The following is a 22,913-nucleotide window of genomic DNA, read 5'->3' on the forward strand; positions in this document are numbered from 1 at the left end:
GCACTTCGAGACAGCGCTGCGCGCTTCCTCAGTGCGAACGGGATAAACAAAACGATCAATGAACTAAACAGTCTATTTAACTTCGTGGGGATACCTCAGGGCCCGAACGATAATGGTAGACTCTTCTCAAGATTTAAACTGTTTACTAAGCTGAATAGCCATTTCCAAAGATTGTTCATAATTCAAGCGAGGATCGACTAGACTGCGATAAGCTCGTTTAAGATCATCTTTATTTAAACCGCGCGCACCACCGATACATTCGGTGACATTATCCCCTGTTAATTCGAAATGAACGCCGCCTAAATAACTACTCATTTCTTGATGAATTTTCACCGCTTGCTGTAGTTCACTTAAAATATTATCAAAATGCCTTGTTTTAATGCCGTCCGAAGTGGTTTCTGTATTGCCATGCATAGGGTCGCAAGACCAGGTTACTGGAGCTTTGGTTTCACGTACTGCTTCAATAAGAGGTGGTAATAAACGATCAATGTCTTTTGCACCTAAGCGAGTAATCAGCAGTAAACGACCTTCTTGATGCTCTGGATTGATCGTTTGAATGATTTCTTTAAGCCATTCTTTGCTTGCCGTAGGGCCCACCTTAATGCCAATCGGATTTTGTACCCCCCGCAAAAATTCCAGATGCGAACTCCCGAGTTTTGCCGTGCGCATGCCAATCCAGGGTAAATGGGTGGATAAGTCATACCATAAGCCATCATGCAAATGACGAGTTAACGCTTGTTCGTAATGGAGGTGCAAGGCTTCATGAGAGGTATAAAAATCAACTTTATTAAGATTAGGAGAGCGAAAACCGTCAATTGCTTCCATAAATTCTAAGGATTCGGTGAGGGAACGCACGATATGATGGTACTCATCAGCTTGCGCGGAATGTTCGACAAAGCGGAGATCCCAGCGTTGAGGGTAGCTTAAATCTGCGAATCCGCCATCAAGCAAGGCGCGAATAAAATTCAGGGTCATGGCTGCACAGCTATAACCTTGTAGCATCAATTTAGGATTGGGCACACGAGAGGGAGCATCAAATTGCTGGGAGTTAACAAGGTCTCCGCGATAGCTCGGTAAAGTAATCCCATCAATGGTTTCTTGATCAGAGGAGCGTGGCTTTGCGTACTGACCAGCGATTCGGCCAATGCGAACAATCGGTTTTCGTAGACCATGAATCAAGATAAGACTCATTTGCAGCAAAATTTTAAGTTTATTACTGATGATGTCTGAGCGGCAGTCATTAAATGATTCCGCGCAATCTCCACCTTGAAGAATGAAGGCTTCGCCTCTTCCAGCTTTCGCAATAGCACGCTTTAAATTTTTGACTTCACCCGAGGTAACCAAAGGAGGAAGTTGACTTAATTGTTCGACAACACGCTCTAGTTGATTTTGATCCGGGTAATTGGCTGCTTGTTCATAGGAGAACTGCTGCCATGAGACAGGCGACCATTCTTGCATAAACCAAACCTCGTTATTACTTATTGATTATCTATAATACTGAGTATGCGACGAATGAACAGTTCGTGCAAGCACTTAGATTGGGGCCAGGAATTTTCGACTTTGGAACGGTTGTTTTAAATTGAAGTGATGAAGATAAATTTTAATTTTAATTCAATAGGTTAATTAAAAATATTTATCTTGCGTTAATTTAAAAATCTACTCTAACTTGGCTTTGTTTTTGCATGGTAACTCCAATGGTCAATAAATCTTAGGCCTAAATAATAAATTATTATGGTGAATGGGCTTGAATTTTCTTTTGTCGACCCCAGCTACAGACACCACTGTTTTGGGAGATTCTTATGAATAAAGACAAGGGCAAAGATTGGCACAAGTTTAAAGAAGAAAGCGAATTAGATGAGCTGAGAGAAGAACTTGATGAGGAAAATGAAGATGAGGGCGGTGCTGAAGGTGGCGAAGCGGCTTTAGAGCATCCTAGTTATGAGTCTTTAGAAGAAAAGCTTACTATTGCTGAGCAAAAAGCGCATGAAAACTGGGAAAAAGCAGTTCGGGCAACGGCTGAGTTAGAAAATGTTCGCCGACGCGCTGAGCGGGATGTGGCAAATGCTCATCGCTATGGCCTTGAAAAATTAATTCATTCTTTTTTACCGGTGATGGATAGTCTCGAACAGGCGCTGCAATTAACCGAGAAACATGCTGATGAAAGCATGCGCGAAGGACTATTGCTCACCATTAAGCTGTTTATGGATGCTTTGCAAAAGCTGGATGTGGAGCAAATTGATCCTCAAGGAGCGGTATTTAATCCTCAGGAGCATGAGGCGATGTCGATGCAAGAGGTGCCCAATGCTGAACCTAATACGGTCTTAACTGTATTCCAAAAGGGATACAAATTGAATGACAGAGTGATTCGGCCAGCAAGGGTGATTGTTGCTAAACCAAAACCAATTAATGAAAAAGCTTGAAATTGGTAATTGTCACCCCCATATGAGAAACATTGCGTATAAATAACAGATCGGAGCAAGAAAAAAATGGCAAAAGTTATCGGAATCGATTTGGGTACAACGAATTCCTGCGTAGCAATTATGGAAGGCGATAAGCCCCGTGTAATTGAAAATAGTGAAGGTCATCGTACCACCCCTTCAATTGTTGCTTACACTAATGATGATGAAATCTTAGTTGGCCAAGCGGCTAAGCGCCAAGCAGTCACTAACCCGGACAATACTCTTTTTGCCGTGAAACGCTTAATTGGTCGCCGTTTTGACGATGCTGTCGTGCAAAAAGACATTAAAATGGTTCCTTACAAAATTATCAAAGCAGACAATGGCGATGCTTGGGTTCAAGTCAAAGGTCAGGATAAAGCACCGCCACAAGTTTCCGCAGAAGTATTGCGCAAAATGAAGAAAACGGCTGAAGATTATTTAGGTGAGCCAGTGACTGAAGCTGTCATTACTGTGCCTGCTTATTTCAATGATTCACAACGTCAAGCGACTAAAGATGCTGGCCGTATCGCTGGCTTAGAGGTAAAACGTATTATCAACGAGCCTACTGCCGCAGCACTAGCTTATGGCATGGATAAAAAACGCGGTGACTCAATCATTGCGGTTTACGACCTCGGTGGCGGAACTTTTGATATTTCCATTATTGAAATTGCCGAAGTGGATGGCGAACATCAATTTGAAGTATTAGCTACTAACGGTGATACTTTCCTTGGCGGTGAAGACTTTGACTTGGCTTTAATTGAATATTTGGCGGCTGAGTTCAAAAAAGACACTGGAATTGATTTACACAATGATCCTTTAGCTTTGCAACGTTTGAAAGAAGCGGCTGAAAAAGCCAAGATTGAATTGTCTTCTGCTCAACAAACTGACGTTAATCTGCCTTATATCACTGCTGATGCTTCTGGACCAAAGCATTTAAATATCAAACTCACTCGTGCAAAACTAGAATCACTGGTCGAAAAATTAGTTGAACGCACCGTTGAGCCCTGCAAGATTGCATTAAAAGATGCTGGGTTGAATGTTTCACAAATTAACGATGTTATTCTTGTCGGCGGACAAACCAGAATGCCAATGGTACAAAAAACAGTACAAGATTTCTTCGGCAAAGAACCTCGTAAAGACGTGAACCCTGACGAGGCGGTTGCTGTCGGTGCAGCAATTCAGGCTGCTGTATTGTCAGGCGACGTCAAAGACATTCTCTTACTTGATGTAACACCACTTTCTTTAGGAATTGAAACTTTAGGTGGTGTAATGACTAAATTGATTGAAAAGAACACGACAATCCCAACAAAAGCGAACCAGGTATTTTCTACAGCAGATGACCGGCAAACTGCTGTAACCGTGCATGTATTGCAAGGTGAGCGTGAGCAAGCTTCCGCTAATAAATCCTTAGGCCGCTTTGACTTAACAGATATTCCAGCTGCTCCACGCGGTGTGCCTCAGATTGAAGTGACTTTTGATATCGATGCAAACGGTATTTTGAATGTATCTGCGAAAGACAAAGCTACTGGCAAAGCACAATCTATCGTGATTAAAGCCTCCAGTGGTTTGAGCGATGCAGAAGTCGATGCCATGATTAAAGATGCTCAATCTCATGCTGATGAAGATAAAAAATTCAAAGAAATGGCTGAGATTCGCAATCAGGCGGATAGCCTTATCCATAGTAGTGAAAAGTCTTTAAAAGATTTAGAAGGCGAATTATCTGCTGATGAAAAAACAGGCATAGAAACAGCAATCACAGAATTGAAAGAAGCGGTGAAAGGCAATGATAAAGCATTAATTGAAGATAAAATAAAAGTCTTAACCAATGCTTCTGGCAAAATGGCTGAACGCATTTATGCGAAAAAATCAACTGAAAGTCAAACTGAAGCGCAAGAAGCTGCTCAAAGGGAAGGCCAAGCTCAAGAGCAACCTAAAGCGGATGAAGGTGTTGTTGACGCCGAGTTTGAAGAAGTTAAAGACGAAGATAAGAAGTAATAAGAAATAATTCTGCCTCTGAAATGAGGCAGATTTTATTCAGAGGTTGGTGTCAATTTTTGGCACTTCGTTCTTTTTTAGGCTATGAAGTGTATAATAGCCCCTAATTTTTAGTTGGTGTTTGAGTTATGGATCAGAAGGATTATTACGAAGTTCTCGGTGTTAGTCGCGGGGCTGATGAATCTGAAATCAAAAAAGCTTATCGCAAATTAGCGATGAAATATCATCCCGACCGTAACTCGAATGACAAAGAAGCTGAAGAAAAATTTAAAGAAATACAGAGAGCTTATGGTGTATTATCAGATCAACAGAAACGCGCAGCTTACGATCGCTTTGGCCATGCCGGAGTAGATCCCTCTATGGGCGGAGGCGCTGGCGGTTTTGGTGGTGGCTTTGGTGGTTTCGGCGATGTTTTTGAAGATATTTTTGAAAATATTTTCTCCGGCGGCAGAGGCCAACGTCAATCCAGAGGTCAGCGTGGTGCTGATTTGCAGTTTAATGTGAATCTCACTTTAGAAGAAGCAGCTCTGGGTAAACAAATTGAAATCACTGTTCCACGTCACGTGAGTTGCCAAACCTGTGATGGTTCTGGTGCGAAAGCAGGTACTAAACCAAAAACTTGTGAAACCTGTGGTGGAGTAGGGCAAGTTCGTATTCAGCAAGGCTTTTTTTCCATTCAACAAACTTGTCCTAGCTGTCATGGCGAGGGACATGTGATTGCTGATCCTTGTAAAAGTTGTCATGGTCAAGGGCGCGTCAGAGAAAGCAAAAAGTTAACAGTTAAAATTCCCGCAGGTGTTGATAATGGTGATCGAGTCCGCTTATCAGGCGAGGGCGAAGCAGGTATACATGGCGGAGGTTCTGGTGACCTTTATGTCCAAATCAATGTGAAAGCGCATGCTATTTTTGAGAGACAAGACAGTGATCTGCATTGTGAAGTACCTATTAGTTTCACGACCGCAGCGCTGGGTGGTTCTATCGAAGTACCTACCTTGGAAGGCCGAGTCACATTAAAGATTCCTAGTGAAACACAAACAGGCAAAACTTTCCGCTTGCGCGGCAAAGGAATGAAATCGGTTCGTGGATACGCAACTGGTGATTTGTTGTGCCGAGTTGTCGTTGAGACACCGGTTAATCTATCTCGTGAGCAAAAAGAGATATTCACTCAATTAGAAGGCTCATTAGCTTCAAGTAAAAGCCATTCACCACGTTCAAGCAGTTGGTTTGATGGCGTCAAGAAATTTTTTGAAGATATGAAGTTTTAAAAAAATGGAAAAGGTTGCGCCCGAGGCTCCTCTCCTTCGAGAGCCTCAGGACATGCCTTCGAGAACCTCAGGATGCGCGGAGCCGTTAGGCCGTCTCGAAGCTTTGCAAATCCTGATGTGAGACTTCGAGACGGCGTAAACGCCTCCTCAGTCCGAACGGTTGCAGATAAAATAGAGAAAAATCTTTTTAATCTGACTCCGTTCGCACTGAGGAAGCGCGCAGCGCTGTCTCGAAGTGTCGCGAAAGACCCCTCTCCTTCGAGGAACCTCAGGACAGGCCTTTGACTCAAGACCCAACATTTCTATGAAAGAGAATGTAATTTAAAGCTCTTATTCAAGCGTGCGACTGGAAGAGGAGTAATCGCCAAAGACATTAACCCAGCGCCATTGGAATAAACACAGGCCCAAACATTTTCGCTAGTAACTGGTATTGGTGTTGGATTACCAGTCAAGGAAATAAGAGCCTGGTATCCAATGGATAAAGCTTCTTGATTTGAGTTAGCGTGAATACCCGTTAAGCCAAAAGCCCAAATATTTGCAGTTCCATAATTATGAATTTGATAGGTCGTGTACTCACCTTCATCCAACTCAGCGTAGGCTAATCCAGTGGCTTTGATAACTGCTGCTTTGGGGCAACGGTCAGGCCGAGGAGGCATCTCAGCAAAGATTTGTGAACAAAACACTGCTGCTAGCATAAATGAAGAAAAACGAAAAAATTGTTTCATAATTTTACTCCTAATACAAAAATCGGCGAAACTAGCATATTAATTTACAGTTGTAAATATTTTAATCATTCCATGGCTTTTCATCCTGGACAATCATTGTGTGGGAATCTTCCAGCATTAAAGATAAATTCATAGCAAAACCAGCATTCAGCTTAGAAATTAATAGGTTTTCAGCCAAAAGAGTAGAAATGTCAACCTAGCCTACGGTACAATCAGTTATTTTGTCTCAGTATGTAAGTATTCGGTGAGGCGACAACCTACTTTGCCGATGGGACTACTCGGATTATGAGTCTGCTATGTTTAATAAACCAGCAATATTAGTTCTTGCGGATGGCACAGTTTTGCACGGAATTTCCGTCGGTGCTAATGGTGATTGTGTGGGGGAGTTGGTATTCAATACCGCGATGACGGGCTATCAGGAAATGTTAACTGATCCATCTTACGCAAAGCAAATCATTACACTAACTACAGCGCATGTAGGAAATACAGGTTGTAACAGCGAGGATATGGAGTCATCACGAATTTGGGCGGCTGGTTTGGTAATGCGCGAATGTGCTTTGCAACCCAGTAATTATCGGTCACAACAATCCCTTCCAGATTGGTTAAAAAAACACGGTATTGTAGCCATCGCTGGGTTAGATACTCGTGAACTTACCCTTCGCTTACGTGAGCAGGGTGCAATTGCCGCCTGCATTAGTACCGATGCCGATAACCCTAAACTCGCATTGGAAAAGGCTCGTTCTTTTTCCGGGATGGAAGGAAGCGATTTAGCTTGCGAAGTTTCTCGGCAAACGATAGAGCGCTGGCATTCAGGCCGAGGTGAATGGGGTCCGGATTCCAAACCTTTTCAATTTCATGTGGTTGCCTATGATTTTGGGGTAAAACATACTATATTGCGCATATTGCATGATAAAGGTTGTCATGTGACTTTAGTTCCTGCTAAAACCTCTGCACAAGAGGCTTTAGCGTTGAATCCTGATGGGGTTTTTCTGTCTAATGGCCCCGGCGATCCTCTCGCTTGTGATTATGCGATTAAAGCAACGCAAGAATTTTTAGAGGCAGGTACACCAGTTTTAGGAATTTGCTTAGGCTTTCAAATTCTTGCCTTAGCAAGTGGAGCAAAGTCATTAAAAATGAAATTTGGTCATCACGGGGCGAACCATCCTGTTGTTGAAGTGAATGAGCCTAAACGAGTGTTTATCACAAGCCAGAATCATGGTTTTGCCATTGATGAAGCGACATTGCCAGATTGTTTAGAAGTAACCCATCGCTCATTATTTGACCAGAGTTTGCAAGGAATTAGGCACAAACATAAGCCTGCCTTAGGTTTCCAAGGTCATCCAGAAGCAAGCCCTGGACCACATGATATTGAAGTCATATTTAATGAATTTATTGCAATGATGTGCTGAAGTTCAGTGATTCGGTTTCTAGGGTCGAAAGGCCAAGGATCGAAATCAATCTAATAACTTAAGAGGAAATAGCGTGAGTGATTTTTATGTTTTTACATCAGAATCAGTTTCTGAAGGGCATCCAGATAAAATAGCTGATCAAATTTCGGATGCGATCTTAGATGCGATTTTGGCGAAAGATCCAAAAGCGCGCGTAGCCTGTGAATCATTTGTAAAAACGGGTATGGTGCTAGTTGGTGGGGAGATCTCGACTTCCGCGTGGGTTGATGTTGAAGTTATTACTCGCGAAGTGATTAAAGACATTGGCTATAATAGCTCGGAAATGGGTTTTGACTGGGCCTCCTGTGCAGTATTGTCAGCGATTGGTAAACAGTCAGTTGATATCGCGCGCGGTGTTGATAACGAAGAAACTAAAATTCTTGGTGCTGGTGATCAAGGTTTAATGTTTGGTTATGCGAGTCGCGAAACCGATGTATTCATGCCAGCTCCGATTGCTTATTCCCATCGCTTAATGGAAAAACAGGCTCAGTTGCGCAAAACGAACCAACTGCCTTGGCTTCGTCCAGACGCAAAATGCCAGTTAACGCTTAAATATGAAAAGGGCAAACCAGTTGCTGTTGATACGATTGTTTTCTCGACACAACATGCCCCTGATATTAGCCACAAAGATCTCGTTGAAGCAGTGCGAGAAGAGATTATTAAACCGATTATCCCTAATGAATGGCTATTACCAAAAACTCGTTACTTTATTAATCCTACAGGCCGTTTCGTTATTGGCGGGCCTCTGGGAGATTGTGGTCTAACAGGACGTAAGATTATCGTCGATACTTACGGCGGTATGGCGCGTCATGGTGGTGGTTGTTTCTCAGGTAAAGATCCTTCTAAAGTCGATCGCTCGGCGGCTTACGCAGCTCGCTATGTTGCTAAAAATATTGTGGCAGCAGGTATTGCGGATAAATGTGAAATCCAGGTTTCTTATGCTATAGGTATCGCCGAGCCAACCTCGATTAGCGTAGATACTTTTGGAACCGGACGATTACCCAATGATGAGATCGTTGATTTGATTAATACCCATTTTGACTTAACGCCGCAGGGAATTATTGATCATCACGAATTATTACGTCCTATTTATCGTAAAACCGCTGTTTACGGACACTATGGGCGCGACTTTTTTCCTTGGGAGCGCTTAGATAAAGTTGAGACCTTAGCAAAAGCACTATAAGGTATAGGTACATGAGGATAAACATGAAACAGGACTCTGTTGTGATGAAAAATCAGATGAACCAAGATTTTAAAGTAGTTGATTTGTCGCTTGCGGCTTGGGGACGTAAAGAAATTGCCATTGCTGAGACCGAAATGCCAGGTTTAATGGCTTTACGTGAAGAATTTGCTGGTAAAAAACCATTAAAAGGTGCGCGTATTGCAGGTTGTTTACACATGACGATCCAAACTGCCGTACTCATCGAAACCTTATTAGCACTGGGTGCAGAGGTCAGATGGTCTTCTTGTAATATTTTTTCTACCCAAGATCATGCAGCAGCTGCAATCGCTGAAGCCGGTGTTCCTGTATTTGCTTGGAAAGGTGAAACAGAGGAAGAGTATTGGTGGTGCGTTGAGCAAACGATACGCGGTCCTAACGGTTGGGTGCCCAATTTACTTCTTGATGATGGCGGTGATTTAACACAGTTCATCCACGAAAAACACCCAGAGTTGCTTCCAGACATCAAAGGCGTATCAGAAGAAACAACCACAGGTGTTGCCAGATTGTATGAAATGGCAAAAAAAGGCCAATTAAAAACGCCTGCAATTAACGTCAATAATGCAGTAACCAAATCAAAATTTGATAATTTATATGGTTGCCGTGAATCCTTGCTGGATGGTTTAAAGCGTGCAACTGACGTAATGATCGCCGGTAAAGTAGCTCTTATTCTTGGTTATGGTGATGTTGGTAAAGGCTGTGCCCAAGCCCTGCGTGGTCAAGGTGCAACGGTATGGATCAGTGAAATCGATCCGATTTGTGCTCTACAAGCAGCGATGGAAGGTTATCGTGTTGTCACTCTTGATGAGGTCGCTGAACAGGTCGATATTCTGGTAACTGCCACTGGTAATTATCATGTAGTGCGTCACGAGCATATGCTGCGCATGAGAAATCAAGCGATTTTATGTAATATTGGCCATTTTGATTCGGAAATTGACATTCAAAGTCTGCGTCAATACTCATGGGAAAATATTAAACCACAGGTCGATCATGTTATTTTTCCAAATGGCAAACGAATCATTATTCTTGCTGAAGGCCGTTTAGTGAATTTGGGCTGTGCTACAGGACATCCAAGTTTTGTCATGTCTGCTTCGTTTACTAACCAAGTGCTGGCACAAATTGAATTGTTCCACAATGGCCAAAATTATGAGCGACAAGTCTATGTGTTACCTAAGCATTTAGATGAAAAAGTTGCACGCTTGCACTTAGCTCGTATTGGTGCGAAGTTAACTCAACTAACAAAAGAACAAGCGGATTATATCGGTGTTTCAGTCGAAGGACCTTACAAACCTGAGCATTATCGTTATTAATAATAAACCTCGCAGCAGGCTGCGAGGTTTATCTATTTAAAAAATTTGCTCCCATTCCTCAGCAGTCTGTTTTTATCCTAAGTACAGGAGTAACAATGTCGTATCAAATCGGTATAGCAGGATTAATGTGTTTATTGGCTACCCAAGGATTTTCTGCTGAAGACTCGGTACGAATCATTATCAAATATAAGCAATCCCCAACTCTAGCTTCTCTAAAAACCCAGTTAAGCCAAACTATCAATTTGCCTTTTAAGCAGCTAAGGGCTATGGCAGGTGGCGCTTATGTCCTCAGTTTTGATGGCAAAAAATTACAGAGCAGAGAAGAAAAAATTGATGCAACTTCACTAGTATTAGAGCAATTACGTAAAAATCCAAATGTGATCTATGCGTTAAAAGATAGAAAGGGCTATTTTAAACAACTAATCAATCCTCCTTTCAATGAAGAAGAAGGGGTTTTTATTTCACATGAATCGCAATGGAATGAATTTGCTGCTCCTGGAGGCGTGAGGTTAGAGTCTGCTGCGGGCCAGGCCGACGGTGCCTGGGCTTATACACAAGGTCTTGCGACACCCCCAGTGGTCGTTGCTGTTTTAGATACCGGTATTGCATTACATACAAGCCTAATGAATACGTTTATGAAAAATGATCAAGGCAAAATTTGGGGTTGGAATTTTGCTGCTAATAATGATGATGTTTTAGACGAAACGCGCACTTATCACGGAACTCATGTGGCAGGGATTATTGCGGCCTATAGTGATGTAATGCTTGGTGTTGGCCATCATTTAAAAATTTTACCGGTTAAAATTCCTGATGCTTCAGGTATGTTCTATGAAAGTCAGGTTATCAATGCCCTTTATTGGTCTGTTGGGGGAAGTGTCCCTGGGGTACCTGAGAATCCTTATCCTGCTAAAATTATTAATATGAGCTTTGGTGTTGATAGAGAGCCTGGCAAAGAAATTGAACATTGCGATCTTGCTTTACAGGAAGCACTGCATTTTGTTCGGCGTCATGGCGCAGTGATCACTGTCGCTGCAGGAAATGAAAATCGCTGGGAACATTACAATGCCCCAGCTGTTTGCAATGATACCATCAAAGTCGCCGCGACCGGTCTTGAGGGGCTGCGTGCCTATTATTCCAATTACGGCCCGGGAGTGAGTTTTGCAGCACCTGGAGGTGATTTGATGTATGGCAGACAAGGGGGTATTCTTTCCACAGTTAACCCAGGTGGTGGCTATCAAAATTCCGGATTTGATTTTTATCAGGGAACAAGTATGGCTGCGCCACATGCTGCTGGAGTAGCAGGATTGGTCTATGCGGTAAGTGAGAGTGATATTAGCCCCGAAAAGGTAGAACAGCTTCTCTATACGACGACCCATTCGTTTAAGGAGACTGTCGATAGCAATAACTCTTGTGTGGGGTCTAAACCTTGCGGAAGTGGTATTTTGGATGCAGAAAATGCGGTAAAAGCAGCTATGGCTAGGTATGACACTGTTTTTACCGCCCCAGTCTTAGCCGCTAAAAAGACTCTTGAGCCTTGTGGTGATAATTATTTTCAACCCCCATTAAACAGCAAATTCGTCGTGAATAAGGTTCAATGGTTGCCGATTAAGCTAGCCTGTCAAAAAGAAGAGAAGTTCACACAACCTCAATTACAGTTAGTCGAAGGTAAAATAGTAGCTACCTATGGAGCGGTAACTTATCGCTTAGATGATTCTCAGTTTAAACTCTGTCAAATAATAAGCGACAAAGGGATAGGTTGTTATTTTTAAAACTCCTTTACTCCATCTCTATGTACCGCGGCTTGTTTGCGGTATCGATGCAATCTTTTTCCATATTGAGATCCCTGGATCCCGCGAAGTCGCGGGACGTAGGGAGAGAGTTCAACCATGCAACAACCCCGGATCAGCAGTAGGAAGTAGACGAAAGCGTTTTTATCCTTAAGGCGGCACCATTAGGCCTTCTCAACCACCTAACCCAACATCTCTGGAACATGTTTCTTTGCCCATTTAGCGAAGATTTTAGAAACTTCAATGCTCGCATATTCTGAGATATGCACATCATCTCTCATCAGTGGCATGCCGTTACGCACCATAGAGCATTTTTCGTTATCACAGAACAAATCGTTTTGGTCAAAGAAAATAACCTTAGGATTTGATTCGGCAAAATAAGTTTTAAGTGGTTTAAAAAGCGTTTTAATATCTTTTCGCTGTTCCAGACTGATCTCACATTTTGCTTGAGAACCCATTTTGAATGGTCTTGAGAAACAGCTTTGAATATTATCAGCAAAGGCCAGTGGCCTCATAAAAATGATCACTTTAAGATGATTTTTCTCTAAAAAATCCACTCTCTTTTTCAAACGTTGAATATAATTTGGATCATTTACAATACCACTTAAGCTGAGTATGGCATATTTCAATGAGTCGGAATTTTTTTCAATAATTTGATTAATAAACTCCTGCTGATGAAGCTGACGATCACCAGAACAGGGTGAGCGAGTATAATCTTTAGTGACGGTGCTTGGATCAACTTCAGCCGGATCACAAGTACCAATTGAAAGAATATTGTTTTTGGAGAAAATACTGTGTTGTGAAAGCCCAGCATAAAGTTGGTTCGCTAAACTATCCCCAAGAAGTAATAAACTAGGCTTTTCATCCCGAGTTAACATGCAAAACCACCAGCCATAATTGCTAGTTTCAGCGAAAGGGAAGCGGTTTAAGCAAAAGTCGTTTTTAGTATATTTCCATAAAGGACCGACAAATTGATCATTCACCTTTGCAGTCTTTTTCATGATGGGACGTTCTACAAATCCGTCTTGTTTATAGCAGTAACGTCCTATACATCCAACGGTGACCATTAATCCCAAAAGTAAAATAACTATCTTTTTTTGACCACGGTGACGAATGGGTTTTTCAAGTAATTCATAGGTTAGCCAGGCAAAGACAATAGATAATAGGACAATCAAAAAACGAATTTCGGGCCTGGGTGTTTGACCTTCCACAATACGCACAAAAGCAAGTAGGGGCCAATGCCAAAGATATAAGGGGAAACTGATTAAGCCGAACCAGACTAGTAGTTTGTTAGAGAGTATTTTGCGATTTATCCAAGTATTAGGCCCTGCAGAAATAATTAGCACAGCACCCAAGCTGGGTAATAAGGCCCACCAACCAGGGAATGCCCGCTCTTTAATAATGAACAGAATACCGGAAAGAATTAAAAGACTCCCCGAAATTGAACGTGCATCATCAGAAAAAATCGCATTGGTTTTCCTAGGTTTCAAAAAAGCAGAGCTAAGTTTGAGCTTATCTAAAGTAGCTGTGAATTTTTGCGGATACAAGCTGAGATAAGCTAAAAGAGAACCAAGCCATAATTCCCAAAATCGTGTTTGCGGGGCGTAAAATGCGCCTATAATATCGCGATGTACTCTGCCAATATTTAATGAAAATGAAATAAGGCAAACAGCAGCTATCACAAGCAAAACATTCATTTTTCGCTTCCAGGCGAAATACAGTAATATAGGCCAAACAATATAAAATTGCTCTTCAATACCAAGCGACCAAAGATGCAATAAGGGTTTTGTTTCTGCGGTATTATCAAAATAGCCGCTTTCAGTCCATAAGATAATATTGGAAATAAAACCTGCACCACTGAAAATATGTTTGCCTAATTGCTTGTATTCTTGGGCAAATAGGGCAAACCAACCTAATAAATAACAGCTGAGTAAAACAAGTAGCAGTGCTGGAAAAATGCGTTTTATGCGGCGGCTATAAAACTCAGTGACTTTAAAGCTATTTTGTTCTAAGTTGCCAAATATAATCGTTGAAATAAGAAAGCCTGAGATGACAAAGAAAATATCCACCCCAATAAAGCCACCTTTCAATAGCGTAGGAAAAGCATGAAAAATAACTACCGATAAAACAGCTATTGCACGTAAGCCGTCGATATCTGGACGATATTTTGGATAAGATGAAGCCATTTAGAATCCTTCAAAAAAAGACCAAAAATCTTCTTCAATTAAGCTTGGTCACAAGGTATTGCTCATGAAAATTCGCTATGCCGATATCAACGAATTGGATCTTGCCAACGAGAACTTTGGCTGTGGTATTTTTGCTCAGCATTGCCAGCGGACAATTTATGCGAGAAGCAGTATATTGTCAATTAGTAGCAGCTTATCTGTGATAAGCTGCTACTTTTTATCCATATCCGTTCGCTGCGTTTTATCTTGTCTTTTTAATACAAGAGCAAAAGGTTCTTCATCGCTTCCATCAATTGCAGGGCTTAATAATTTGACACGTACTAATGCTCGGATGGTTTTATTTTCTGCTGCACAAGTTTTTTGCCCATAAGCGCGACTGCAGTTGGCCACCTGATGAACTGTGTCGATTGGACTGTCATCAATAGCAACAAGTCTTTTCGTATCTAAATCAATGAGTTCAAGAGAAAGATGAGTAAGCTTCCATTCGGTATTATCTTGAAAATAGCCTACACGGCGTTCATGGACTAAGGTTATCTTATCTCCAACGTCTAAAATGGTTTGATATTCTTGCGTTGAGTGTTCGAGGGTCAATTGGCTTTCAATCAAATCATGACGCTGCTCAAAGGCATTTTCCATATTAAGATATCCCCAGCCATAGGTTCGGTTCCATTCAGAGCCCATGACTTGAAAATGGCCATTTGGAAAGTTCTTGTTGGAAGGGTCAGGGTTGCCACTATCAGTCCAAGCATCAGCACTATTAATAAGCAAGGCTTTAATCGCCATAGGATTGCGAATTCCTGCATCCTGAAGCAAAAGGGCGGAGGCACCGACATGAGGCGCAGCAGCGCTGGTGCCACCCATTAAACGATAACCATCGTGGTAATCCATCGCAGGTGAATAATGCAGGCTATAGACTTGAGGGTCGGGGGCACAAGTTCGTGTGTCATGCCCGGGGGCGGTAAGATCAGGTTTACGTCTGCCTGAAGGGGTAGGTCCGCGGCTACTTGTTGAGCGAATAGTATGTTTAGAGCGATCGGCAGTTTTATAGGTTTGACCATTCTCAGTCGTCAGAGTATTCATATTAGCTACCGTCAGAGCATTATAATTATCACCGGGAACTGTCAGCGTGGAAGCAAAAGAGCTCATGAGAGTAGGTGCTATATAACCTGCATTGCCGGCCGATTTAACCCATAGAATTTTTCCATGATTAACAACATAATCGATAACTTTCGCAAGACCGCTCCATTCCGGGCAAAAAGGGCAGGCGAGATTACCATTTCCCATACTGTAGTTAATAATCGTGGGTTTTACCTCAGCAGAGCCTAACATCCAATCGAGTGTGGTTAAGGTCATCATAATATTTTCAGGATCGGCTGTTTCTTCGCCTGATAAGCCAGAAACAATTGTTGAAACACCATAAGCAACACCGCGATAGACTTTATCTGTACTGGCGTAAATACAGGCTACGCCAGTGCCATGCGCAGTACGAACACCATTATAAAAATCACGATTATGTATATCTGTCTCCAGGTGCACAATTAACTTTTTACCAGCTAGTGCAGGATGGCTAGGGTCCACCCCATCGTCGATTAATCCAATGACTCCCTTGCTACCCGTGTAACCATGGGCCCACCAGTTCTTTACGTCAGGATAAAAGGATGAAGGGGATAATTTTAATGCTTGTGTGGAAATCTCTAATTCTTTAGTACCTCCTTTCATTGAGGAAACCTGCGCGGGTGCTTCGTAATTAGCAATTTTGCTTAAAATCTTCATCTCCGCAGGGATGGTGATCGCCACTGCAGGCATAAATCCTAACTCTTGAATTTTTACTTCTGGAAGCTCGTTCAGCTCATCCAGGAAGTCTTTTTTTTCGGAGAAGGAATGTAAAAAGATAATAAGCGACAGGGTAGGTGCTGCTGCTTCTTTGAGGTTCAATTTTTCCGCTTTCTTAATACTTTCTAGGACATCCCTGTCAATAAGGGCTTTCCCAAAAACGGTTACAGTAAAAGAAAATAAAAAAATGCTTAAAAATAGTTTTCTCATGTAATATAAAAAAGAACTTTATGCCCATAGGTTGTAAATTAAACTAACTTAGTTTTTATGCTAATTCAATTATACAGATAAGTACTTTTTTATAGAAACTTTTCAAACTAGGATTAACTTTTTTTAAATCCACGAAATTTTATCAATAGAAAGCAAGATACTGTGTGGTCAGCGGTACTGTTATAACTGCCGCGAATTTAAGGAATCTATTCATCAACTTAGTACAAGGCTTTAATTGAGAATGAATCCCTGCCTTTGTCTACATCGAGTCACCACTCTGGCAACCCAGTCCAGCTCTGCCCCACGCCCTGCAAACAAGGTGCAGGGCGTAGCCAGAGAGGTTACTAAATACCCTGCGCGAGGTTGACAAAAAAAGAGCGACAGATTATGAAACCAGGCAAAAAACTACCGTTTCGAAAGCTTGGATAAAAGTAGACCTGATAAAATAACGCCGACGCCTATCGCGATAAGCAAACTAGGAATTGGCTCATCGTGGACTTTATGAACAATCTTATGAGTCCTATCTTTTACTTGATCTCCAAATTCATCCAGTGCATCTTTTGTCTTATCCAGTAAATGCTCAGTGTGTTTTTTTCCAAAGTTCATGTTGCTTTCCTTTTAAATTAGAGGTGGCTTGTCTGGCGGTTCGCATTGTTTTACTCATGGCTTCTTTGGATTGATTCATCCTTTGTTTGATATTTTCCATCGCTTGATCAGAGGTTGAAAGCCAATTTTTTTCCAATATTTCTGTGGCTTCTTGAAAATATTCAAGCATTTTATGTCCATTATGAACAAAAACTTTCATTCCTTTATCAAATATGTCTTGAGGATTTTTTAAACTGGACCATTCTTCCGGTTTAATGAAAGATAGATTTTTTATTGTTTTCATATGAAGTTCCATCAATTCAGGTACTGGACCTTGCATTCGATGAATCGAGTCTTTCATATTTTTTAGTATTTCAGGTTGCATGGCACTCTCCTTATGCTAAGTTGCAGTAAGCATAGTACTTGAATGTTTTTTAGTCAAACCGATCAAATAATAGAGGGGTGGATTTAGGTGAATAGAAAATGTTTTGAATGGAGTAGTTTTTTATAAAAAAGATAGAAGGGAGGGCCCTTCTATCTTTGTAGGGACGATTAACAAGTAGGATTATGCGAATCCCATTTCTTTTTGAATTGCTTGAGCTCTTTGGAGATGCGCCATAACATGACTACGAGTCATTTCCAACTCTTTAACAAGCGCTGGACTCGAGGCTACTTTGATTAATCCGTTCAGTAAAACGATGGCTTCAGCATGACCTTTCACCATTGCTGATATATACATTTTATCAAACTTCATTCCATTCGCGTGTTTTAAAGCCGCTAATACTCTTTTGCCATGATGTTGTAGTTTTAAAGCTACAGGGCCATTCTTAGGCATTACACCCATTCTTTGGCTTAGACTTTGAATTTCTAGTAAATTTTGGCTGTGTTGTTTATATAGCCAGTCTGCGTATTTTCTAACCGCCATGTTAGTTGCTTTACTTTGTGCGACGGTTGCCATAGCAATTTCATTTTGATCAAGAGTAGCTACCGCGCCTAAAATCTTCGCATCCGTGTCAGCTTGAGCAGCAGTTAGTGGAGTTACAGGAACTGCGGTAGTATTGCTAAGTGGTGTACAAGCAGGTAATGCAATAACAGTACCTAATAGCAAAGACATCACTAATTTTAATTTCATCGTATATCCTTATTGAGTTTGGGGAGAGAAAATCAGCATACAATATTTATAAATAAAAAAATACTAGGATAATCTGAGAAATAAGCAAATTATTTGCTGCAGTTGGTATAGAAATCTCAGTCAATGAATTTTTCTATAATTTTCTATCTTATCTTCTAATATTAGGCATTATGAAACAGAATCTTGTCCTATTAATTGTCTCGTTGGCTATGTTTATGGAAGCTGTGGATACCACAATCATTAATACAGCTATTCCGGTTATGGCTACTAGTCTTGAGGTGAATCCCCTCAATCTTAAATTGGCACTGATTAGCTATCTTTTAAGCCTAGCGATTTTTATTCCTATCAGCGGATGGATAGCGGATAAGTTTGGTATCAAAAAAGTGTTTATGGTCGCTGTTATAACTTTTACATTAAGTTCAGTTTGGTGTGGGTTTACTCAAAATTTGTGGGAACTTATTGCAGCAAGAATTATACAAGGATTAGGTGGTTCATTAACGCTACCGATTGGTCGCTTAATTATTTTACGCACCTGTCAACGACATGAATTAGTGAATAAAATGAGTATCGTAGTCATGGTTGCCTCATTAGGCATAATGCTTGGGCCTGTGCTCGGAGGGGTGATTACTCATTATTTTTCATGGCGTTGGATTTTTTGGGTTAATGCGCCAGTAGGTATTTTAACGCTATTACTCGCCAGTAAGTTATTACCTTTTATGCCTCCCTGCAAAGTGCCTCCTCTCGATAAGATTGGGTTTGTGCTCTTTGGTGCCGGGCTTGCAACGCTAACCTTAAGTTTGTCCATGTTTAGCGAATCGCATATTTCAATTCTTCAATCGCTTTCTATCTTCCTGGGGGCAATCTTGCTTCTTCTTGTCTATAGTTGGCATTCCTATAAAAGGGAGAATCCCATCGTTAAAATTGAATTATTAGCGATTAGAACTTTTCGAATTTCTATTTTAGGTAACTTATTGGTTCGTATGAGTTTCGGCGGTATGCCTTTTTTACTACCTTTATTATTACAAATTGGCCTACATTTTTCTCCGCAGTTATCGGGTTTTCTGCTTGCTCCTATTGCCTTAGGGGTTTTCGTCGTAAAACCCTTTTCGATGGCTATCTTACGCCGACTTGGGTATCGAAAATTACTTATTTTCAATACCATTTTTATAGGCTTTTCTCTGTGGTCTTTCTCAAGTATTAATGAGGAATCATCAATCTATGAAATTGTTTTTTTGACGTTCATCTATGGTTTTTTTGTCGCTTTGCAATACACCGGCATGAATTCGCTTGCTTATGCAAATGTTAATAATAATGATATGAGTGCAGCAGCGAGTATTATGGTGACTATTCAGCAGTTAGCCCTGAGTTTTGGTGTGGCGATTTCAGCGATTTTACTCAGTTTTTTCTCCTATGAATTTTCAGCTCATCAGCAGTTTGCGACCAAGATTTTTCACCAAACGTTTGTGACTTTAGGGGTATTAACAATTCTGATTGGATTGATTTTTACTCGTCTAAAAACGGAGGATGGGCAGGAAATGATCGGGGTTCCCAGTAATTCCTAATATTAATGAATATCCTACAGAGAAGTAGTTTCTTCAGTGATTTGCTTACTAGTTATAGTCAAAAATCAAATGCATAATAGGGTTATCCTTTAGAAAGCTCCAATCGTTTAAATTTGCCAAACAATAATAAGCTACTCATGTGCCTCAGAAAGTTCATGTTTGGTGCAGGTTGTCAGTCCGGTGGAGGTACTATTCATATAGGTCCAAACCGTCTTGATGCTGCCATCCGGCTTAATTTCGCTCACTGAAACACCTGTTTCTTCTGCTTTTTTAGGATTAATAAAGCCAGTGGATAAACGTAGTGAGTTGCTGTCGTAAATACCTGTTCCACTATAGGAATTACCATCACTACAACTAGCAGTTGATGCATAGGTTTCGCCTGTTTTTTTGATATTCATCTGGCATTTAAAAGGGGCATTGCTACCAATTTCATTACCTTGGCAGTCATAATTTCCTTCAAGAGTGACAGAAGACGTTGCTGCGAAACACTGAGAACTAATTAATAGCGTAGTAGCCAAAAAATATTTTTTCATTTTTCATCCTTATTAACCATTTATTTTTGCAACTGATTGGTCCCAATCGACAAATTATATTTGGAAAATCAGTGTAAATTTAAATAAATTCATTTTCTAGATTTGTCTTGAGTATTTTTTGCATTTCCTACAAATATTGCTTCATATCTGTCAAGATATTTGACTCATTGATTATTATTTGGTTATATTGGTGCGTCATATTCAATTAATATTAGCTATGGTTAAAAGCATCCAACTTATCTTTATTATTTTCCTCACAAATTACAGTCTAATTATTCATGCTGATACCGAAAATTCACCCGAGAATGGTCAAATTTATTATCATCTTAGTTTCCCTCTAAAAGTTGATGAGAAAACGGAAATTTTACCACTTAATTCCAATATAAATGATTTGCTCATTTCTAACTTAATTGCTGGATCAATGTATGCTTATTTGTTAAATCATCATTATCCCAATCTTACTTTCGATCAAGATTATTTGAAAGGCTCTTTGTTTGCACAATTACTTCAAGAAAATCTGCAAACAAATAGTTATAAAACGGAGTCAGATTGGATTAATCCTGATGAGACGATTCGCCGCATGTTATTAGCCGCTGGTCAAGGTGGTCCTTATCAAATTAATGATTACGGAAAGCGTTTAGAAAATGGTCTTGGGCTAATTAATTTCACTGTATTACAAAAGAGTCTAGGTTATTCGATTGAAGATCAAGATGATGGTAAGCAAACTGTAAAACCCGGCCCAGCTACCCTAGATAACAAATATTTCGGCCCCCTAGCTGCCGCATTTTTTCAATATAATACGATGTTACGTTTAGAAGCAATTAACAAAGATTCGTGGGGACCATCTGCAAAAGATTATGAGGCTTGTATGGCCAATTTAAAAACTCATCCCAATAATTTTTTGGATATGATTTTAAATGCCGCATATAACGCAGGCCCTTGGGCGAATATTACAAAAACCTATATGAGTATCTGTGCTGATTATGATGCAGAAAAACTAAAAAAAATTAATGACTATTCGTTGACTGATAATCAATATCAACAAGCAATTGGCACTACTGAATCCGTAGGTAGTACTTTTATTTTATACCCCCGACAAATTCGAGTTTATTTAGATCAGCTTTATAACAATTCAATCTCATTGAATACGCATTCTTCAACCATGCTACCCTTTAGTTTAGTACGTAAGGTTTTTGGACAGGCAATGAGTACTTTGGCCTATGAAATTGACAATAAATATGATTTTATTCCCCTAGAGGAGGCCCAGTCGGCCTTCGATGATGCTGCCTCTGCTTTAGCTTTAACTAAGGAAACCTCTTTTGATCTCGGTGAGCAGACAAGCCGTCAGCAACTTTTCGATCTCGTTGACCTGGCTATTAACAATTTAGCTGGAAAACTTAATATTGATTTTACCGAAACAACAGAAATTGATTTAAACGCCTAAGAATCACTTAGCTACTGGGGGGTTTTCCCAGTAGCCGAAAATAAAGTTCTCTAAAATGATTGGAATAAGGAAGTATTTCATTTTCCTCAAGAATAACGACATCAGCAGCCAAAATATCTTGATAAGATCTTGGGTCATCTCGGTTCATAGGAGGTTCCTTTTTACCATTTTTAGAAATTTGGTAATGATTGAGTATTAAATAGTAAAAATGATCCAATTGGCTAAAATAGTGCGATTCAGTAAATAATTGTTTAAAAAAATGAGTAAAACTACCGCCGATAATAGCGACTTTTAGCGATACTGGATTTTCATTCTTTTTGAAAGAAACGTAGGGAACAGTGTAGTGTTTAGGTGGAAAAAGTAATTTGCAAAGATGCAGTAAGTCTTTATCAACTCCAAGTGGTCTAGTGGTGACAGTATAGGAGTATGAAAGAGGTGGTAATTGCATTTGAGTTTGTTGAGAGATGAGGTCTAAAATTCTTTCTGCAACTAAGCTCGCACCCAACATGGTCCAATGAGTGCCGCCCTGAGGAAAAAGCAAATAGCCATAGGATTTATCTTTATTAGCTAGTATAAATTGACTAGCATCAAAATAGGGGACATGAACTTTCTTTAGGGCTTCAATTTTTAAAAAATAATCAGGTCGTGTATCCTTTATTATTTTGGCATAGCTATCCGGTAAATATTCGGGGTAAAAACTGGCTTTAGAAGGTGTGATTAGATAAATAAATTTTTGTCCTCGTTTTTTAAAAAAATCAGCTAATTCTTGCAAGTCTGCAGCCCATAAATCAAATTGCCGTTGTGTATAAGGTACCTTGCTCAAATTAACGTATTGATTAATATATATTTTTTCAAAGAGATAAGCGTTTTTACCGATAACAATATTCGAATCAAACATCAGGGATTTTGAGAAAAGGCTGTAATAAAACTGATTATTGAAATTAGTGAACATAGATTTCATTGGATTATGATTGTTAAACCAAGTTTCATATTCTTTCTGTAAGCTACCGTTTAATATTTTTTCGACTGACACAAGAGGTGGGTTTTGCGTTTTGGGGTTGAGCGAAAACTTGTTAATGAGCTGTTTTATTATGAATAAATTAATGGGTAGTACTAATATGATGATCATCAAAATAAATGGAATAATTTGCTGATGACTTTTTAAAAAACGTTTAAGATGTACAAAGCGATTAATGGAAAATTCTTCTGTAAGTTCATTAGAACTTTGCTCTATGCTCATA

The 22,913-nt window shown here is 40.3% G+C and carries 18 protein-coding genes; 9 read left to right on the top strand and 9 right to left on the bottom strand.

The window, feature by feature from the left end; all coding sequences use genetic code 11:
• Positions 1-126: 126 nt before the first annotated feature.
• A complete protein-coding gene (locus tag Lnau_RS02670) occupies positions 127-1,458 on the bottom strand; it encodes a 3-deoxy-7-phosphoheptulonate synthase class II (protein WP_058503613.1) in 1,332 nt (443 codons plus the stop codon).
• Positions 1,459-1,799: 341 nt separating this feature from the next.
• On the opposite strand from Lnau_RS02670, the gene grpE reads away from it, so the two are divergent.
• The 3 genes from grpE (at position 1,800) to dnaJ (ending at position 5,698) form a co-directional block, all read left to right on the top strand.
• On the top strand, positions 1,800-2,420 hold the full coding sequence (gene grpE, locus Lnau_RS02675) for a nucleotide exchange factor GrpE (protein WP_058503614.1): 621 nt from the start codon (positions 1,800-1,802) through the stop codon (positions 2,418-2,420).
• A 66-nt stretch (positions 2,421-2,486) separates the two neighbouring features.
• Entirely contained in the window at positions 2,487-4,433 is a 1,947-nt protein-coding gene (gene dnaK, locus Lnau_RS02680) for a molecular chaperone DnaK (RefSeq protein ID WP_058503615.1), read from the top strand.
• Between the two features lie 128 nt (positions 4,434-4,561).
• On the top strand, positions 4,562-5,698 hold the full coding sequence (dnaJ, locus tag Lnau_RS02685; RefSeq protein ID WP_058503616.1) for a molecular chaperone DnaJ: 1,137 nt from the start codon (positions 4,562-4,564) through the stop codon (positions 5,696-5,698).
• A 302-nt stretch (positions 5,699-6,000) separates the two neighbouring features.
• Here dnaJ and Lnau_RS02690 read toward each other — a convergent pair whose 3' ends face one another.
• On the bottom strand, positions 6,001-6,423 hold the full coding sequence (locus tag Lnau_RS02690) for a DUF4949 domain-containing protein (protein WP_058503617.1): 423 nt from the start codon (positions 6,421-6,423) through the stop codon (positions 6,001-6,003).
• Positions 6,424-6,719: 296 nt separating this feature from the next.
• Between Lnau_RS02690 and carA the strand changes: the two genes are divergently transcribed.
• The 4 genes from carA to Lnau_RS02710 all read left to right on the top strand — a co-directional run bounded on the left by carA (position 6,720) and on the right by Lnau_RS02710 (position 12,169).
• Complete coding sequence (carA, locus tag Lnau_RS02695) at positions 6,720-7,832, top strand: glutamine-hydrolyzing carbamoyl-phosphate synthase small subunit (protein WP_058503618.1); 1,113 nt, start codon at positions 6,720-6,722, stop codon at positions 7,830-7,832.
• A 73-nt stretch (positions 7,833-7,905) separates the two neighbouring features.
• Positions 7,906-9,054: a methionine adenosyltransferase gene (gene metK / locus Lnau_RS02700; protein ID WP_058503619.1), complete on the top strand. Its 1,149-nt coding sequence runs from the start codon at positions 7,906-7,908 to the stop codon at positions 9,052-9,054.
• A gap of 44 nt (positions 9,055-9,098) precedes the next feature.
• Positions 9,099-10,400 (top strand): adenosylhomocysteinase, encoded by a 1,302-nt coding sequence (ahcY, locus tag Lnau_RS02705; protein WP_420795472.1) that lies wholly within the window; start codon positions 9,099-9,101, stop codon positions 10,398-10,400.
• Between the two features lie 95 nt (positions 10,401-10,495).
• Positions 10,496-12,169 carry a S8 family serine peptidase gene (locus Lnau_RS02710; protein ID WP_058503621.1) on the top strand — a complete coding sequence of 558 codons (1,674 nt, stop codon included), beginning with the start codon at positions 10,496-10,498 and terminating at the stop codon, positions 12,167-12,169.
• 200 nt (positions 12,170-12,369) lie between these two features.
• Here the strand turns inward: Lnau_RS02710 and Lnau_RS02715 are convergent, their stop codons facing one another.
• The 5 genes from Lnau_RS02715 to Lnau_RS02735 form a co-directional block, all read right to left on the bottom strand.
• Positions 12,370-14,373 (bottom strand): acyltransferase family protein, encoded by a 2,004-nt coding sequence (locus Lnau_RS02715; protein ID WP_058503622.1) that lies wholly within the window; start codon positions 14,371-14,373, stop codon positions 12,370-12,372.
• A 210-nt stretch (positions 14,374-14,583) separates the two neighbouring features.
• Positions 14,584-16,416: a S8 family peptidase gene (locus Lnau_RS02720; protein ID WP_058503623.1), complete on the bottom strand. Its 1,833-nt coding sequence runs from the start codon at positions 16,414-16,416 to the stop codon at positions 14,584-14,586.
• A 405-nt stretch (positions 16,417-16,821) separates the two neighbouring features.
• A complete protein-coding gene (locus Lnau_RS02725; RefSeq protein WP_058503624.1) occupies positions 16,822-17,022 on the bottom strand; it encodes a hypothetical protein in 201 nt (66 codons plus the stop codon).
• Positions 16,997-17,386, bottom strand: coding sequence for a hypothetical protein (locus tag Lnau_RS02730; RefSeq protein ID WP_058503625.1), 390 nt, complete (start codon positions 17,384-17,386; stop codon positions 16,997-16,999). The genes Lnau_RS02725 and Lnau_RS02730 overlap by 26 nt, the downstream gene beginning before the upstream one ends.
• 180 nt (positions 17,387-17,566) lie before the next feature.
• Positions 17,567-18,133 (bottom strand): DUF4142 domain-containing protein, encoded by a 567-nt coding sequence (locus Lnau_RS02735; RefSeq protein ID WP_058503626.1) that lies wholly within the window; start codon positions 18,131-18,133, stop codon positions 17,567-17,569.
• 170 nt (positions 18,134-18,303) lie between these two features.
• Between Lnau_RS02735 and Lnau_RS02740 the strand changes: the two genes are divergently transcribed.
• Positions 18,304-19,695: a DHA2 family efflux MFS transporter permease subunit gene (locus Lnau_RS02740; protein WP_058503627.1), complete on the top strand. Its 1,392-nt coding sequence runs from the start codon at positions 18,304-18,306 to the stop codon at positions 19,693-19,695.
• Positions 19,696-19,826: 131 nt separating this feature from the next.
• Here the strand turns inward: Lnau_RS02740 and Lnau_RS02745 are convergent, their stop codons facing one another.
• Positions 19,827-20,228 (bottom strand): hypothetical protein, encoded by a 402-nt coding sequence (locus Lnau_RS02745; RefSeq protein WP_058503628.1) that lies wholly within the window; start codon positions 20,226-20,228, stop codon positions 19,827-19,829.
• 190 nt (positions 20,229-20,418) lie between these two features.
• On the opposite strand from Lnau_RS02745, the gene Lnau_RS02750 reads away from it, so the two are divergent.
• The gene (locus tag Lnau_RS02750; protein ID WP_058503629.1) at positions 20,419-21,672 is read left to right on the top strand and encodes a hypothetical protein; all 1,254 of its coding nucleotides are present in this window, start codon (positions 20,419-20,421) and stop codon (positions 21,670-21,672) included.
• 7 nt (positions 21,673-21,679) lie between these two features.
• Here Lnau_RS02750 and Lnau_RS02755 read toward each other — a convergent pair whose 3' ends face one another.
• Positions 21,680-22,912, bottom strand: coding sequence for an alginate O-acetyltransferase AlgX-related protein (locus tag Lnau_RS02755; RefSeq protein ID WP_058503630.1), 1,233 nt, complete (start codon positions 22,910-22,912; stop codon positions 21,680-21,682).
• Between the last annotated feature and the right edge of the window lies 1 nt (position 22,913).

This window comes from Legionella nautarum, from assembly GCF_001467895.1.
Classification (GTDB): domain Bacteria; phylum Pseudomonadota; class Gammaproteobacteria; order Legionellales; family Legionellaceae; genus Tatlockia; species Tatlockia nautarum.

What these genes read in the sequence shown, in the direction of transcription:
- Lnau_RS02670 (WP_058503613.1), bottom strand. Translation starts at nt 1,458, where the DNA reads ATGCAAGAATGGTCGCCTGTCTCATGGCAGCAGTTCTCCTATGAACAA.
- Lnau_RS02720 (WP_058503623.1), bottom strand. Translation starts at nt 16,416, where the DNA reads ATGAGAAAACTATTTTTAAGCATTTTTTTATTTTCTTTTACTGTAACC.
- Lnau_RS02735 (WP_058503626.1), bottom strand. Translation starts at nt 18,133, where the DNA reads ATGAAATTAAAATTAGTGATGTCTTTGCTATTAGGTACTGTTATTGCA.
- carA (WP_058503618.1), top strand. Translation starts at nt 6,720, where the DNA reads ATGTTTAATAAACCAGCAATATTAGTTCTTGCGGATGGCACAGTTTTG.
- ahcY (WP_420795472.1), top strand. Translation starts at nt 9,099, where the DNA reads ATGAAAAATCAGATGAACCAAGATTTTAAAGTAGTTGATTTGTCGCTT.
- Lnau_RS02740 (WP_058503627.1), top strand. Translation starts at nt 18,304, where the DNA reads ATGAAACAGAATCTTGTCCTATTAATTGTCTCGTTGGCTATGTTTATG.
- Lnau_RS02730 (WP_058503625.1), bottom strand. Translation starts at nt 17,386, where the DNA reads ATGCAACCTGAAATACTAAAAAATATGAAAGACTCGATTCATCGAATG.
- Lnau_RS02710 (WP_058503621.1), top strand. Translation starts at nt 10,496, where the DNA reads ATGTCGTATCAAATCGGTATAGCAGGATTAATGTGTTTATTGGCTACC.
- dnaK (WP_058503615.1), top strand. Translation starts at nt 2,487, where the DNA reads ATGGCAAAAGTTATCGGAATCGATTTGGGTACAACGAATTCCTGCGTA.
- Lnau_RS02690 (WP_058503617.1), bottom strand. Translation starts at nt 6,423, where the DNA reads ATGAAACAATTTTTTCGTTTTTCTTCATTTATGCTAGCAGCAGTGTTT.
- Lnau_RS02725 (WP_058503624.1), bottom strand. Translation starts at nt 17,022, where the DNA reads ATGAACTTTGGAAAAAAACACACTGAGCATTTACTGGATAAGACAAAA.
- Lnau_RS02715 (WP_058503622.1), bottom strand. Translation starts at nt 14,373, where the DNA reads ATGGCTTCATCTTATCCAAAATATCGTCCAGATATCGACGGCTTACGT.
- grpE (WP_058503614.1), top strand. Translation starts at nt 1,800, where the DNA reads ATGAATAAAGACAAGGGCAAAGATTGGCACAAGTTTAAAGAAGAAAGC.
- dnaJ (WP_058503616.1), top strand. Translation starts at nt 4,562, where the DNA reads ATGGATCAGAAGGATTATTACGAAGTTCTCGGTGTTAGTCGCGGGGCT.
- Lnau_RS02755 (WP_058503630.1), bottom strand. Translation starts at nt 22,912, where the DNA reads ATGAGCATAGAGCAAAGTTCTAATGAACTTACAGAAGAATTTTCCATT.
- Lnau_RS02745 (WP_058503628.1), bottom strand. Translation starts at nt 20,228, where the DNA reads ATGAAAAAATATTTTTTGGCTACTACGCTATTAATTAGTTCTCAGTGT.